Origin of the sequence: Pseudomonas sp. CCI3.1 (genome assembly GCF_034313985.1) — a bacterium.
Lineage (GTDB): Bacteria > Pseudomonadota > Gammaproteobacteria > Pseudomonadales > Pseudomonadaceae > Aquipseudomonas > Aquipseudomonas psychrophila.
Genome location: NZ_JAVIWO010000001.1, coordinates 3,036,800 through 3,048,982, shown reverse-complemented (window position 1 = coordinate 3,048,982; position 12,183 = coordinate 3,036,800). Strand labels below are relative to the sequence as shown.

At 57.4% G+C, this 12,183-nt stretch carries 12 protein-coding genes; 5 read left to right on the top strand and 7 right to left on the bottom strand.

Annotated features, from left to right (window positions below; translation table 11 throughout):
- Window positions 1–45 precede the first annotated feature (45 nt).
- From ppx to RGV06_RS13835, 5 genes are all read right to left on the bottom strand, one after another.
- Entirely contained in the window at window positions 46–1,548 is a 1,503-nt protein-coding gene (gene ppx / locus RGV06_RS13855; RefSeq protein ID WP_019824461.1) for an exopolyphosphatase, read from the bottom strand.
- Window positions 1,549–1,816: 268 nt separating this feature from the next.
- Window positions 1,817–2,554, bottom strand: a complete 738-nt coding sequence (locus RGV06_RS13850; protein WP_019824462.1) for an amino acid ABC transporter ATP-binding protein — start codon at window positions 2,552–2,554, stop codon at window positions 1,817–1,819.
- Complete coding sequence (locus RGV06_RS13845) at window positions 2,541–3,191, bottom strand: amino acid ABC transporter permease (protein ID WP_173667410.1); 651 nt, start codon at window positions 3,189–3,191, stop codon at window positions 2,541–2,543. The genes RGV06_RS13850 and RGV06_RS13845 overlap by 14 nt, the downstream gene beginning before the upstream one ends.
- On the bottom strand, window positions 3,188–3,853 hold the full coding sequence (locus RGV06_RS13840) for an amino acid ABC transporter permease (RefSeq protein ID WP_046810419.1): 666 nt from the start codon (window positions 3,851–3,853) through the stop codon (window positions 3,188–3,190). Before RGV06_RS13840 ends, RGV06_RS13845 begins: the two co-directional genes overlap by 4 nt.
- 21 nt (window positions 3,854–3,874) lie before the next feature.
- Window positions 3,875–4,660: a transporter substrate-binding domain-containing protein gene (locus RGV06_RS13835; protein WP_322150218.1), complete on the bottom strand. Its 786-nt coding sequence runs from the start codon at window positions 4,658–4,660 to the stop codon at window positions 3,875–3,877.
- A gap of 312 nt (window positions 4,661–4,972) precedes the next feature.
- Between RGV06_RS13835 and trxA the strand changes: the two genes are divergently transcribed.
- From trxA to RGV06_RS13815, 4 genes are all read left to right on the top strand, one after another.
- Window positions 4,973–5,302, top strand: a complete 330-nt coding sequence (trxA, locus tag RGV06_RS13830; RefSeq protein WP_016783018.1) for a thioredoxin TrxA — start codon at window positions 4,973–4,975, stop codon at window positions 5,300–5,302.
- 233 nt (window positions 5,303–5,535) lie between these two features.
- Complete coding sequence (gene rho / locus RGV06_RS13825) at window positions 5,536–6,795, top strand: transcription termination factor Rho (protein ID WP_003438291.1); 1,260 nt, start codon at window positions 5,536–5,538, stop codon at window positions 6,793–6,795.
- A 142-nt stretch (window positions 6,796–6,937) separates the two neighbouring features.
- Complete coding sequence (gene ubiD, locus RGV06_RS13820; RefSeq protein WP_019824469.1) at window positions 6,938–8,404, top strand: 4-hydroxy-3-polyprenylbenzoate decarboxylase; 1,467 nt, start codon at window positions 6,938–6,940, stop codon at window positions 8,402–8,404.
- Entirely contained in the window at window positions 8,404–9,372 is a 969-nt protein-coding gene (locus tag RGV06_RS13815; protein WP_019824470.1) for a CDP-6-deoxy-delta-3,4-glucoseen reductase, read from the top strand. Before ubiD ends, RGV06_RS13815 begins: the two co-directional genes overlap by 1 nt.
- A gap of 113 nt (window positions 9,373–9,485) precedes the next feature.
- On the opposite strand, the gene RGV06_RS13810 is transcribed toward RGV06_RS13815, so the two are convergent.
- Window positions 9,486–9,965, bottom strand: a complete 480-nt coding sequence (locus RGV06_RS13810; protein WP_019824471.1) for a hypothetical protein — start codon at window positions 9,963–9,965, stop codon at window positions 9,486–9,488.
- A 203-nt stretch (window positions 9,966–10,168) separates the two neighbouring features.
- Here RGV06_RS13810 and RGV06_RS13805 point away from each other — a divergent pair, with 203 nt between their 5' ends.
- The gene (locus RGV06_RS13805; protein ID WP_233099428.1) at window positions 10,169–10,828 is read left to right on the top strand and encodes a gamma-glutamylcyclotransferase; all 660 of its coding nucleotides are present in this window, start codon (window positions 10,169–10,171) and stop codon (window positions 10,826–10,828) included.
- On the opposite strand, the gene glpT is transcribed toward RGV06_RS13805, so the two are convergent.
- Window positions 10,825–12,180: a glycerol-3-phosphate transporter gene (glpT, locus tag RGV06_RS13800; RefSeq protein WP_019824474.1), complete on the bottom strand. Its 1,356-nt coding sequence runs from the start codon at window positions 12,178–12,180 to the stop codon at window positions 10,825–10,827. The genes RGV06_RS13805 and glpT overlap by 4 nt on opposite strands.
- Window positions 12,181–12,183 lie beyond the last annotated feature (3 nt).

Below are 12,183 nucleotides of genomic sequence, written 5' to 3'. Positions count from 1 at the left end.
CGAGCAGGCTCGCTCCCACATTTGTCTGGTTTGAGGGGCGTCGCGTCAAGACACCGTCAGCACAATCCCGACCCGGGTCAGCCATTGAGCTTCTTGTTCGAAGTCGGCCTGGGTCAGCGGGTTTTGTTCAAGCCAGCCTTCGGGGAAGATCACTTCAAGGTGATCGCCCTCGGCGCGCAGCTTGACCTGCGAAGCTTCCTGGTTACCACGGATGTGGTAGAACAGGATCGCAAAGCGCAGCAGCACACACAGGCGAATCAGCTTGATACCGTCTTCGCCAAACTCGGCGAACTTGTCTTTAGGAATATTTCGACGATGACCGCGCACCAGCAGCGCGAGCATTTGCTGGTCTTCGCGTGAGAAACCGGCAAGGTCGGAGTGCTCGATCAGGTAGGCGCCGTGCTTGTGGTAGTGATAGTGGGCAATGTCCAGCCCGACTTCATGCACCTTGGCCGCCCAACCCAGCAGTTCACGCCAGACACCGTCTTTCAGATCCCACGACTTGGCCACCTGATCAAAAGCGCGCAGGGCCTTGCGTTCAACCCTGGCGGCCTGCTCGCGGTCGACGTGATAGCGGTCCATCAGCGAGCTGAGGGTGCGCTCGCGTACGTCTTCATGGTGATGACGGCCCAGCAGGTCGTACAGGACGCCTTCACGCAGTGCGCCGTCGCAGTGATCCATGCGCTGCAGTTCAAGGGCGTCGAACACCGCTTCAAGAATCGCCAGCCCGGCCGGGAAAATGGTCCGACGGTCAGGCTTGATGCCTTCAAAGTCGATTTTTTCCACCTCACCCAGCTTGAACAGCTTGCGCTTGAGCCAGGACAAGCCTTCGGCATTCACCTCGCCATTGCCATGACCGCCAGCCTTCAGGGCCAGGCCGATGGCCCGAATGGTGCCTGAGGAGCCGATGGCCTCATCCCAGGTCAAACGGTGCAAGGCGTGCTCGATACTCATGATTTCAAGACGCGCAGCCGTGTAGGCCTGGGCATAGCGGGCCGGGGTGATCTTGCCGTCGCGAAAGTAACGCTGGGTGAAGCTGACGCAGCCCATCTGCAGGCTTTCGCGCAGCAGCGGTTCAAAGCGCTGGCCAATAATGAATTCGGTACTGCCGCCGCCAATGTCGGCCACCAGGCGCTTGCCCGGTGTGTCGGCGAGGGTATGGGAAACGCCAAGATAGATAAGGCGTGCTTCTTCACGGCCGGAAATCACTTCGACGGTGTGCCCCAGGATCTCTTCGGCGCGCACGATAAACTCGTTGCGGTTACGCGCTTCACGCAATGCGTTAGTCCCCACAATGCGCACGGCGCCCAACGGCATACCGTTGATCAACTGGGCAAAACGCTTGAGGCAATCGAGCCCGCGCTGCATGGATTCTTCGGTGAGCTTGCGTTCTTCGTCGATGCCGGCAGCTAACTGCACCTTTTCACCAAGACGCTCAAGAATGCGGATTTCGCCATTCTGGGCCTTGGCCACCACCATGTGAAAGCTGTTAGAACCCAGATCGATGGCGGCGATCAGGGACGGATTCTTGGCTTGGGATTGGGGCATGGTTGAGGAGTCTCGGTCGATAACCTGTTCATCGTGCCACGATCAAACGCTCGCGCCAACGCGCGATGTCAGATGCATTGATATGGAGCACGAAAGCAATGACGTTAGCTGTTCCGGGACAGTTCGTTTTTTTGTGTGCGATTTAAGTGCCGTGTCAGGTCGGTTTTTCTGTGGCAGCGGGCTTGCTTTCGATGGCATCAACACGGTGCATCTGACTCATCGCGTCGCCTGGATCGCGAGCAAGCCCGCTCCCACAGGGGGGATGCGCTTAGCCGTTCACCTCCACCGTCCCGATGAAATTCGCCAGCTCCGGGGTTTTAGGGTTGGCGAACAACTCTTTTGGATCGCCCACTTCATGCACCTTGCCCTGATGCATGAATACCAGCTTGTCTCCGACCTCACGGGCGAAACGCATTTCGTGGGTGACCATAATCAGCGTCATCCCTTCACGCGCCAGCTGGCGCACCACGCTGAGCACCTCGTTGACCAGCTCCGGGTCGAGCGCAGAGGTGATTTCGTCACACAGCAGCACCTTGGGTGACATGGCCAGCGCGCGAGCAATCGCCACACGCTGCTGTTGCCCGCCCGACAGACGCTCGGGAAACGCATCGAACTTGTCGCCCAAACCCACTCGCTCCAGCATTTCCCGGGCTAATACGGCGGCCTTGGCCTTGGGTACTTTTTGCACCACTTGCGGGGCGAGCATGACGTTTTCGCCCACGCTCAGGTGCGGGAACAAGTTGAACTGCTGGAACACCATGCCGACCTTCTGGCGCAGGCTGCGCAAGTCGGCACGGGCGGCGTCCAGGTATTCATCATCGACTTCAATCACCCCGTCGTTAATGGATTCCAGCCCGTTCAGGGTTCTGAGCAAGGTGCTCTTGCCTGAGCCACTTCGGCCGATGATCGCGACAACCTGTCCCTGCTCGACGGTCAGGTCGATGCCTTTAAGCACGTGGTGGTCGCCGTAATATTTATGCAGGGCGGTAACTCTAAGCAGAGGCATGCAGTTTCCTTTCGAGATGGCGCGCACTGAGTGACAAGGGGTAGCACAAGAGGAAGTAACCGAGCGCCACCAGGCCATAGACCATAAAGGGCTCAAAAGTCGCATTGGCCAGCATGCTGCCGGTCTTGGTCAGCTCGGTGAAACCGATGATGGAAGTCACGGCAGTGCCTTTGATGACCTGCACTGAAAACCCCACGGTGGGCGCAATGGCGACCCGCACGGCTTGCGGCAGGATCACGTAACGCAACTGCTCAAGCGGGCTCATGGCCAGGCTCGCCGAGGCCTCCCATTGACCGTGGGCGATCGACTCGACACAGCCCCGCCAGATCTCGGCCAGGTAGGCGCTGGTGAACAAGGTCAGGGCCAGCGCGGCTGCCATCCATGGGGAAATGTCGATGCCCAGCAAGGCGACGCCAAAAAAGATCAAAAACAGCTGCATCAGCAAGGGAGTGCCTTGAAACAACTCTATATAACCGCGTGCCAGAGTGCGGGCGAAGCGGCTTTTGGAGATGCGCATCAGCAGCACCAGCAACCCGATCAGGCCGCCGCCGATAAATGCGACGATCGACAGGGCTGCGGTCCATCGCAAACCCATCAGCAAATTGCGCACGATGTCCCAGAAGGTGAAGTCCATCAGCGGCTCCTGGTCAGGTAGCGGCGGCCGACCCAGTTCAACAACTGGCGGATCAGCAAGGCCATGCACAGATAAATCAGGGTCGTCAGGGCATAGGTTTCAAAAGCCCGGAAGTTGCGCGACTGAATGAAATTGGCGAAAAAGCTCAGCTCCTCAGTGGCAATTTGCGAGCAAACCGCCGACCCGAGCATCACAATGATGATTTGGCTGCTCAATGCGGGCCACACCTTGGCCAGCGCCGGTTGCAGCACCACATAACGAAACGTTTCGAATCGGCTCATGGCCAATGCTGAGGCGGCTTCCAGTTGGCCTTTGGGGATCGCCTGGATGCCGGCACGAATGATTTCCGTGGAATAGGCGCCGAGGTTGATCACCATCGCCAGCACCGAGGCCTGCCATTCGCTGATATGCAGGCCCAGGCCCGGCAGGCCAAAGAAGATAAAAAACAGTTGCACCAGGAACGGCGTGTTGCGAATCAACTCGACATACAACCCGAACAGCGCAGCAAAAGGCCGAATATTCCACGCCCGCACCACCGCGCCGACAATCCCCAGGCTGACCCCGAGTACCGTGCCGATGGCGGTCAGTTCCAGGGTAAACAGGGCGCCGCGTAATAACAGGTCGCTGTTTTGCAGCACCGGTAAAAAGTCAAACTGATAAGCCATGATTGACCTCGTCGCCCGCTATCAGAGGTCAGCTGGCAACGGCTCTTTGAGCCATTGCAGTGCGTTTTTCTCCAGGCTGCCGTCAGCTTTGGCCGTGGCGAGAATCTGGTTCACCTTGTCCAGCAACTCGGGCTGATCCTTGTTGACACCCACGTAGACGGGCGAATCCTTGAGTTTGAGTTTCATCGCCGGAATGCGTTTGGGGTTGCGTTCGCTGATGGCGACCATCACCACGTTGCCGCTGGCGATTAAGTCCACCTGGCCTGCCAGGTAGGCGGCAATGGTTGAGTTGTTGTCTTCGAAGCGTTTGATCGTGACGCCGGCAGGAGCCACGTTGGTCAGTTCGATATCTTCGATAGCACCTCGGGTGACGCTGATGGTTTTGCCCTTCAGGTCGTCCAATGTGGTGATTTGAGCGTCCGGTGGTCCAAACACGCCCAGGTAGAACGGCGCATAAGCGTGGGAAAAATCGATGACTTTTTCACGATCCGGGTTTTTGCCGAGGCTGGATATCACCACATCGACTTTGCCGGTCGTCAGGTAAGGCACGCGATTGGTGCTGTTGACGGGGGTCAGTTCAAGCTTGACCTTGAGCTGGTCGGCCAGCAGTTTGGCGGTGTCGATGTCCAGCCCGCGGGGCTTCATGTCAGGGCCAACCGAGCCGAAGGGCGGAAAGTCCTGGGGCACTGCGACCTTGAGCGTGCCGCGTGCAATCACTTCTTCGAGGTCATTGGCGTGAGCCGGGGCCTGGCTCAGCATCAGGCTGGCGAACAAGGCGCAAATCAGGGCGCTGTAACGCTGGGTCATGGCAACTCTCCGGGAACGGGCGGGCAGTGGTGTCTGTTTGGAGCAGAGCACAGGCCATGCCAACAGCGTTTTTTTGAGGTCGCAGGTCAGGTTCGGGGGCATTCGGCTGGTCGAGTGAACTTCAATGGTGCACGGGAGTTGTTATGGGTGCCCCGTAATTGAGCGGGCTATGCAGAGGGTTTACATAAAAGATCGGAGCGATATCCGCACTCATGCACCACTATAGTGAGAGTCAATCATCCCTCACCTTCCTGAACGCGGAGATGACGGCTATGATGTGCTACGTTTTTGCTTACAACCACGGAGACTTCCATGAGCAGCGATCTTATTAAACACGTCACCGACGCTAGCTTTGAGGCCGATGTTCTCAAGGCTGAAGGCGCTGTACTGGTCGACTACTGGGCTGAATGGTGTGGCCCTTGCAAAATGATCGCGCCGGTTCTGGACGAGATCGCAGAGACTTACAAAGGCAAGCTGACTGTTGCCAAGCTGAACATTGATGAAAACCAGGAAACCCCGGCCAAGCACGGCGTACGTGGTATTCCTACGTTGATGCTGTTCAAGAACGGCAACGTCGAAGCCACCAAGGTCGGTGCGCTGTCGAAGTCGCAGTTGGCTGCATTCCTCGACGCCAATATCTAAGCGTCGATAAAAGCCCCGCTAAATGCGGGGCTTTTTCATGGCTCAAGGACTAGACGCTATGAAACTCAAGTGGTACATTCGGCCCCGCACTGGTTTCTCCACTGCCCCCTGCAAGCCGTCGCCGACGCACTCCTTATCGAATTAGTACGCGATCCTGTCGCCTTCTCTGCGGCGCGGCCTCATTAAGCCAAAAGCTTAATTTCCCTCCCCATAAATGATTACGTCATTCCTATATGAACCTGACTGAACTCAAGCAAAAGCCGATTACCGAACTGCTCGAATTGGCCGAACAGATGGGCATAGAAAATATGGCCCGTTCGCGCAAGCAGGACGTGATTTTCTCCCTGCTCAAAAAGCACGCGAAAAGCGGCGAGGAAATCTCCGGTGATGGCGTGCTGGAGATTCTCCAGGACGGCTTCGGCTTCCTGCGCTCCGCTGACGCCTCCTATCTGGCCGGCCCAGACGATATTTACGTCTCGCCAAGCCAGATTCGACGCTTCAACTTGCGCACTGGCGATACCATCGTCGGTAAAATCCGTCCGCCTAAAGAAGGCGAGCGGTACTTCGCACTGCTGAAAGTCGACACGATCAACTACGATCGTCCAGAGAACGCGAAAAACAAGATTCTCTTCGAGAACTTGACGCCGCTGTTCCCGACCGTTCGCATGAAGATGGAAATCGGTAACGGTTCCACCGAAGATCTGACCGGTCGTGTCATCGACCTCTGTGCGCCGATCGGTAAAGGTCAGCGCGGTCTGATCGTTGCTCCGCCAAAAGCGGGCAAGACCATCATGTTGCAGAACATCGCGTCGAACATTTCGCGTAACAACCCTGAAGTGCACTTGATCGTTCTGTTGATCGACGAGCGCCCTGAAGAAGTGACCGAAATGCAGCGTACCGTGCGCGGCGAAGTGGTCGCTTCCACTTTCGATGAGCCGCCAACCCGCCACGTGCAGGTTGCTGAAATGGTGATCGAGAAGGCCAAGCGCCTGGTCGAACACAAAAAAGACGTGGTGATCCTGCTCGACTCCATCACCCGTCTGGCCCGTGCCTACAACACCGTGATCCCGAGCTCCGGCAAGGTATTGACCGGTGGTGTCGATGCTCACGCCCTTGAGAAGCCAAAGCGTTTCTTCGGTGCTGCGCGAAACATCGAAGAAGGCGGCTCGCTGACCATCATCGCTACCGCGCTGGTTGAAACCGGCTCGAAGATGGATGAAGTGATCTACGAAGAGTTCAAAGGCACCGGCAACATGGAACTGCCTCTGGACCGCAAGATCGCTGAAAAGCGCGTCTTCCCTGCGATCAACATCAACCGCTCCGGCACACGCCGCGAAGAGTTGCTGACCGCGGACGACGAGCTGCAACGCATGTGGATTTTGCGCAAGCTGTTGCATCCTATGGACGAAGTCGCAGCTATCGAGTTCTTGATCGACAAGCTGAAACAGACCAAGACCAACGATGAGTTCTTCCTGTCGATGAAGCGCAAGTAAGCTATCGCAGGCTAAGCAAAAGCCGGGGAAACCCGGCTTTTTGCTGTCTGAGCTTTTTGATCCGGGCAGCTCTCCCTTCTGAACAGACGGCTTGGGCGCTACACTCTGTTTCCCAACGCCACGGCCACTACGAGGCTCAAGCATGCAGTATCGCGACTTACGCGACTTTATCAGCGGCCTGGAAAAGCGCGGCGAACTCAAGCGCATCCAGGTTCCAGTGTCTCCCAAGCTGGAAATGACAGAAATTTGCGATCGCACGTTGCGCGCAAAAGGTCCGGCTTTGCTGTTCGAAAACCCGGTGGGTTACGACATTCCTGTGCTCGGCAACCTGTTTGGTACGCCGGAGCGCGTGGCTTTGGGCATGGGCGCCGAAGCGGTCAGTGAGTTGCGTGAAATCGGCAAGCTGCTGGCGTTCCTTAAAGAACCCGAGCCGCCTAAAGGCCTGAAGGACGCATGGTCCAAGTTGCCGATCTTCCGCAAGATCATTGCCATGGCCCCCAAAGTCATCAAGGACGCGGTGTGCCAGGAAGTGGTCGTTGAAGGGGATGACGTCGACCTAGGCCAGTTGCCGGTTCAGCACTGCTGGCCAGGTGACGTGGCGCCCCTGATTACCTGGGGCCTGACCGTGACTAAAGGTCCGAACAAGGAACGTCAGAACCTGGGCATTTATCGCCAGCAGGTGATTGGTCGCAACAAGGTCATCATGCGTTGGTTGAGCCACCGTGGTGGCGCGCTGGACTATCGTGACTGGTGCGAAAAACACCCCGGCCAGCCATTCCCGGTTTCCGTGGCCCTGGGTGCAGATCCTGCGACCATCCTTGGCGCCGTGACCCCTGTGCCAGACAGCCTTTCCGAATACGCCTTCGCGGGCTTGCTGCGTGGCAATCGCACCGAACTGGTGAAATGCCGCGGTAATGACCTGCAAGTGCCGGCCACGGCTGAAATCATTCTTGAAGGCGTGATTCATCCTGGCGAGATGGCCCCCGAAGGCCCGTACGGGGACCACACCGGTTACTACAACGAAGTCGACAGCTTCCCGGTGTTTACCGTCGAGCGCATCACCCACCGGGTCAAGCCGATCTACCACAGCACCTACACCGGCCGTCCACCGGATGAACCGGCAATTTTGGGTGTGGCGCTTAACGAAGTGTTTGTGCCGATCCTGCAAAAGCAGTTTCCGGAAATCACCGATTTCTACCTGCCGCCCGAAGGCTGCTCGTATCGTATGGCCATCGTGACCATCAAAAAGCAGTATCCGGGGCATGCCAAGCGCGTAATGCTGGGTGTGTGGTCGTTTTTGCGTCAGTTCATGTACACCAAATTCGTTATCGTCACTGACGACGACATCAATGCCCGCGACTGGAATGACGTGATCTGGGCCATCACCACGCGTATGGACCCCAAGCGCGATACGGTGATGATCGATAACACGCCCATCGACTACCTCGACTTTGCCTCGCCGGTTTCCGGACTGGGCTCGAAGATGGGGCTGGATGCGACCAACAAATGGCCAGGTGAAACCACCCGCGAATGGGGTCGTGTCATCGTCAAGGACGAGGCGGTCACTCGCCGAATCGATGACATCTGGAATCAATTAGGAATAGATTGATGCGTGTAACCTTGCAGCCTTCAGGTGCGGTGCTTGAAACCTTGCCTGGCGAGCGAATTCTGGATGCGGCGCAACGTCTGGGCTATGAATGCCCGCAGAGCTGTCGCAATGGTAATTGCCACGTGTGTGCGGCCTTGCTGGTCGAGGGTCAGGTGGAGCAGGCGGGTGACGTGCGTGATCACGGCGAGTTTTATACCTGCCTGGCGGCCCCGCTTGAAGACTGTGTGGTGTTGTGGGATGGCGTGCTTGCGTTGGGAGAGTTACCGGTGCGTAGCCTGGCGTGTCAGTTGACCGAGTGTGTCGATATGGGTGGCGATGTGTGGCGGGTGCGCTTGCGCGCGCCTGCGGGCAAGCCGCCCCGTTATCACGCCGGGCAATACGTGATGCTGGAGCGTGAAAATGGCGACAAGTCGGCATTTTCACTGGCCAGTGCCCCCCACTCGGGACGTGACCTTGAGCTGCATGTACTGGTTCGCGAGGACAGCGCCCGGCGTCTGATTGAGCAACTGCAGCGCAACAAAATGGTTCGCCTTGAGCTGCCGTTTGGTGACACGCACTTGTCTGAACTGCCGGACGGCCCGCTGGTCTTGATCGCTGCAGGTACCGGCATGGCGCAAATGCACAGCCTGATCGAGCATTGCCGCGCAAAAGGCTTCAAGCATCCGGTGCATTTGTACTGGGGCGTACGTCGTCCTGAAGATTTCTACACCCTGGAAGAGTGGGAACAATGGGAGCAAATCCCCAACCTGTTCCTGCACAAAGTGGTGAGTGATTTGTGTGGCTGGGAAGGTCGGTGCGGCATGCTCCATGAAGCGGTGTGCGAAGACATCAGTGATCTGGCCAGTGTGCATGTTTATGCCAGCGGCTCACCGGCGATGATCTACGGCACCCTCGACGCCCTGGTGGCAGCCGGCATGGACGCGCACCAGATGCGCGCCGATGTATTTGCCTACTGCCCGCGGCCATGAATGTGTGGGAGCGGGCTTGATTGCGATGGCAGCACAGCGGTCAAGCAGGTAGACCGCGCCGTCTGCATCGCGGCAAGTTGAATTGTCGCACCGCCGCTCTCACAGGTTTTGCCTCAAAAGCGTAAACCGGTGGTGATCATTGCGGCATTGAAGCCGAGCAACACCAACTCGGCAGCGACCGGGCCGTAGTAAACACCCACCGAAGGAATGATCACCGGGGCTACGCCGAAGCGGTTGAGCGGGATCTTGTCCTGATATTCGCCGTGATACCCCTCCAGCAGGCCTCCCGTCAGTTTCAGATAGACCGGGTAAGTGTCGCTATCAAAGCGCTTGCCTGCGTAGGCGTAATACGAACGCTGGCGAAATGAGTTGCGAAAGGTTGCCCCGCCGACTAACCAGCCCGACGCGTCATGGCGCTCAATGCCGATCAGATCCTGATTGTTGTTGTGCTCAGAGTCTGGCGAAAAGTGCCGGGTGTAGACACTGGTTTGCAGATACCAAAAGCCGTCTTTTTTTTGCTCTGTTTCATCTTCTGCCAGCGCTGAACTGGCATAGGCCAATATCAACAGGAAGCAAATCCCAAGTTTTCTCATATAACGACCTCGTTGGGTGTGCGCCTGCGGCCGGCAACTATAAAGGGATAACTTGAACATCCCCTGAACAAAACGGATTTTAGTCGAGTGGCAATCAGGAAGTCGCCCAGCCATATGTCTTGCTGAGTGGGTCATATGGGATTGGGTGCTATAAGATTAGTATCGTTATTTTTGTTTACTGCATGTAATGCCTGTAGGACCCAATGCCCCCAGCAATCACTATCAGTGAATCTTCTTGCTTGAATCTGACTTATCCGCCGCGACTCGATCTCGGGGCGCCGCTGACTCCAGAACAATTGCTCAACTCCATGCACAGCACCATGGCGCGTCATCAGGGCGGGCCGGTCTGGCTATTTGCGTATGGTTCGCTGATCTGGCGCCCTGAGTGTACGGCGGTCGAACGCGTGCGTGGCCGGGTGCATGGTTACCATCGCGGGTTGTATTTGTGGTCTCACGAGCATCGTGGCACCCCGCAGTGGCCGGGCCTGGTCTTTGGCCTGGACCGTGGGGGCTCGTGCAGTGGTTTCGCTTATCGATTGCCGGAAGACAACCTCGACGCTTCGCTTTACGCCCTGTGGTTGCGTGAAATGCCAGTGCCCTCGTATCGGCCGCACTGGCTAACGTGCCGACTCGAAGACGGCAGTCAGGTGCAGGCTTTGGGGTTTGTACTGGAGCGACATTTACCCAGCTATGCGGGCAACTTGCCAGATGGCGTGTTGAGCCAAGTACTGGCCAACGCCAGCGGACGCTACGGCACGACTCGCGATTATGTCGAGCAGACCGTAAGCGCCCTGCGCAGCCACGCCATGCCAGATCGAAATCTGGAGGCGCGGCTCAAGCGCTGTGTGTCGATCACGCCTTAGGCGGGAGCGTTAACCGCACGTTCTTCACTGGCCACATTTTTGTGGCGCAGTGTCGGGATCATGAACGCGATGGCCAACAGGCATGCGCTGATCAGCAGTACAAAGCCGCCATCCCAGCCGAAGTGGTCAACCAGATAGCCCATGGCCGCACTGGCCGCGACCGAGCCGCCCAGGTAACCGAACAGTCCGGTAAAGCCTGCGGCAGTCCCGGCCGCTTTCTTCGGTGCCAGCTCCAGCGCCTGCAAACCGATCAGCATCACCGGCCCGTAAATCAGGAAGCCGATAGAAAACAGCGCGATCATGTCGATGGTCGGGTTGCCCGGCGGGTTGAGCCAGTAAACCAGTGTGGCGACAGTCACCAGCGACATGAACACAATGCCGGTCAGGCCGCGATTACCGCGGAAAATCTTGTCCGACATCCAGCCACACAACAGCGTGCCGGGAATTCCTGCCCACTCGTAGAAGAAGTACGCCCACGATGTGGTGTCCACCGTGAAGTGCTTGGCTTCCTTCAGGTAGGTCGGTGCCCAGTCCAGCACGCCGTAGCGCAGCAGGTAAACGAACACGTTGGCCATGGCGATATACCAGAGCATTTTGTTACGCAGCACGTATTTGACGAAGATCTCTTTGGCGCTGAATTCGTCTTCGTGGCTGGCGTTGTAACCCGCCGGGTAGTCATTCTTGTACTCCTCAATCGGCGGCAAGCCGACGGACTGCGGTGTATCGCGCATGGCAATAAACGCAAACAGTGCCACTAACAGGGCAACTGTGGCGGGTACGTAGAAGGCTGCGTGCCAGTCGTTGAACCAGGCCATGCCCAACAAAAACAGCGGGCCGATCAGACCACCGCCTACGTTGTGGGCAACGTTCCACACCGATACCACTCCACCGCGCTCTTTCTGCGACCACCAGTGAACCATGGTCCGGCCACTGGGCGGCCAGCCCATTCCCTGCGCCCAACCGTTGATAAACAGCAAAATGAACATCATGGTCACGCTGGACGTTGCCCAAGGTGCGAAACCGAAAATGAACATGACTCCAGCTGAAATCATCAAGCCGAAAGGCAGAAAGAAGCGCGGGTTAGAGCGGTCGGAAACCAGTCCCATGAGGAACTTGGACAGGCCGTAAGCAATGGCTATCGCCGACATCGCCACGCCCAACTGACCCCGGGTATAACCCTCGTCAATCAGGTAAGGCATGGCCAGGGAGAAGTTTTTACGCAACAGGTAGTAACCGGCATAACCAAAAAAGATACCGGCAAAAATCTGCCAGCGCAGTCGTCGGTAGGTGCTGTCTATTTTTTCTTCAGGCAGGGGAGCCTGGTGTGCGGCAGGTCGGAAAAAAGCAAACATTCA

Coding starts and splice junctions, on each gene's coding strand:
- RGV06_RS13810 (WP_019824471.1), bottom strand. CDS start 9,965: ATGAGAAAACTTGGGATTTGCTTCCTGTTGATATTGGCCTATGCCAGT.
- ppx (WP_019824461.1), bottom strand. CDS start 1,548: ATGCCCCAATCCCAAGCCAAGAATCCGTCCCTGATCGCCGCCATCGAT.
- RGV06_RS13840 (WP_046810419.1), bottom strand. CDS start 3,853: ATGGCTTATCAGTTTGACTTTTTACCGGTGCTGCAAAACAGCGACCTG.
- RGV06_RS13815 (WP_019824470.1), top strand. CDS start 8,404: ATGCGTGTAACCTTGCAGCCTTCAGGTGCGGTGCTTGAAACCTTGCCT.
- glpT (WP_019824474.1), bottom strand. CDS start 12,180: ATGTTTGCTTTTTTCCGACCTGCCGCACACCAGGCTCCCCTGCCTGAA.
- rho (WP_003438291.1), top strand. CDS start 5,536: ATGAACCTGACTGAACTCAAGCAAAAGCCGATTACCGAACTGCTCGAA.
- RGV06_RS13835 (WP_322150218.1), bottom strand. CDS start 4,660: ATGACCCAGCGTTACAGCGCCCTGATTTGCGCCTTGTTCGCCAGCCTG.
- ubiD (WP_019824469.1), top strand. CDS start 6,938: ATGCAGTATCGCGACTTACGCGACTTTATCAGCGGCCTGGAAAAGCGC.
- trxA (WP_016783018.1), top strand. CDS start 4,973: ATGAGCAGCGATCTTATTAAACACGTCACCGACGCTAGCTTTGAGGCC.
- RGV06_RS13850 (WP_019824462.1), bottom strand. CDS start 2,554: ATGCCTCTGCTTAGAGTTACCGCCCTGCATAAATATTACGGCGACCAC.
- RGV06_RS13805 (WP_233099428.1), top strand. CDS start 10,169: ATGCCCCCAGCAATCACTATCAGTGAATCTTCTTGCTTGAATCTGACT.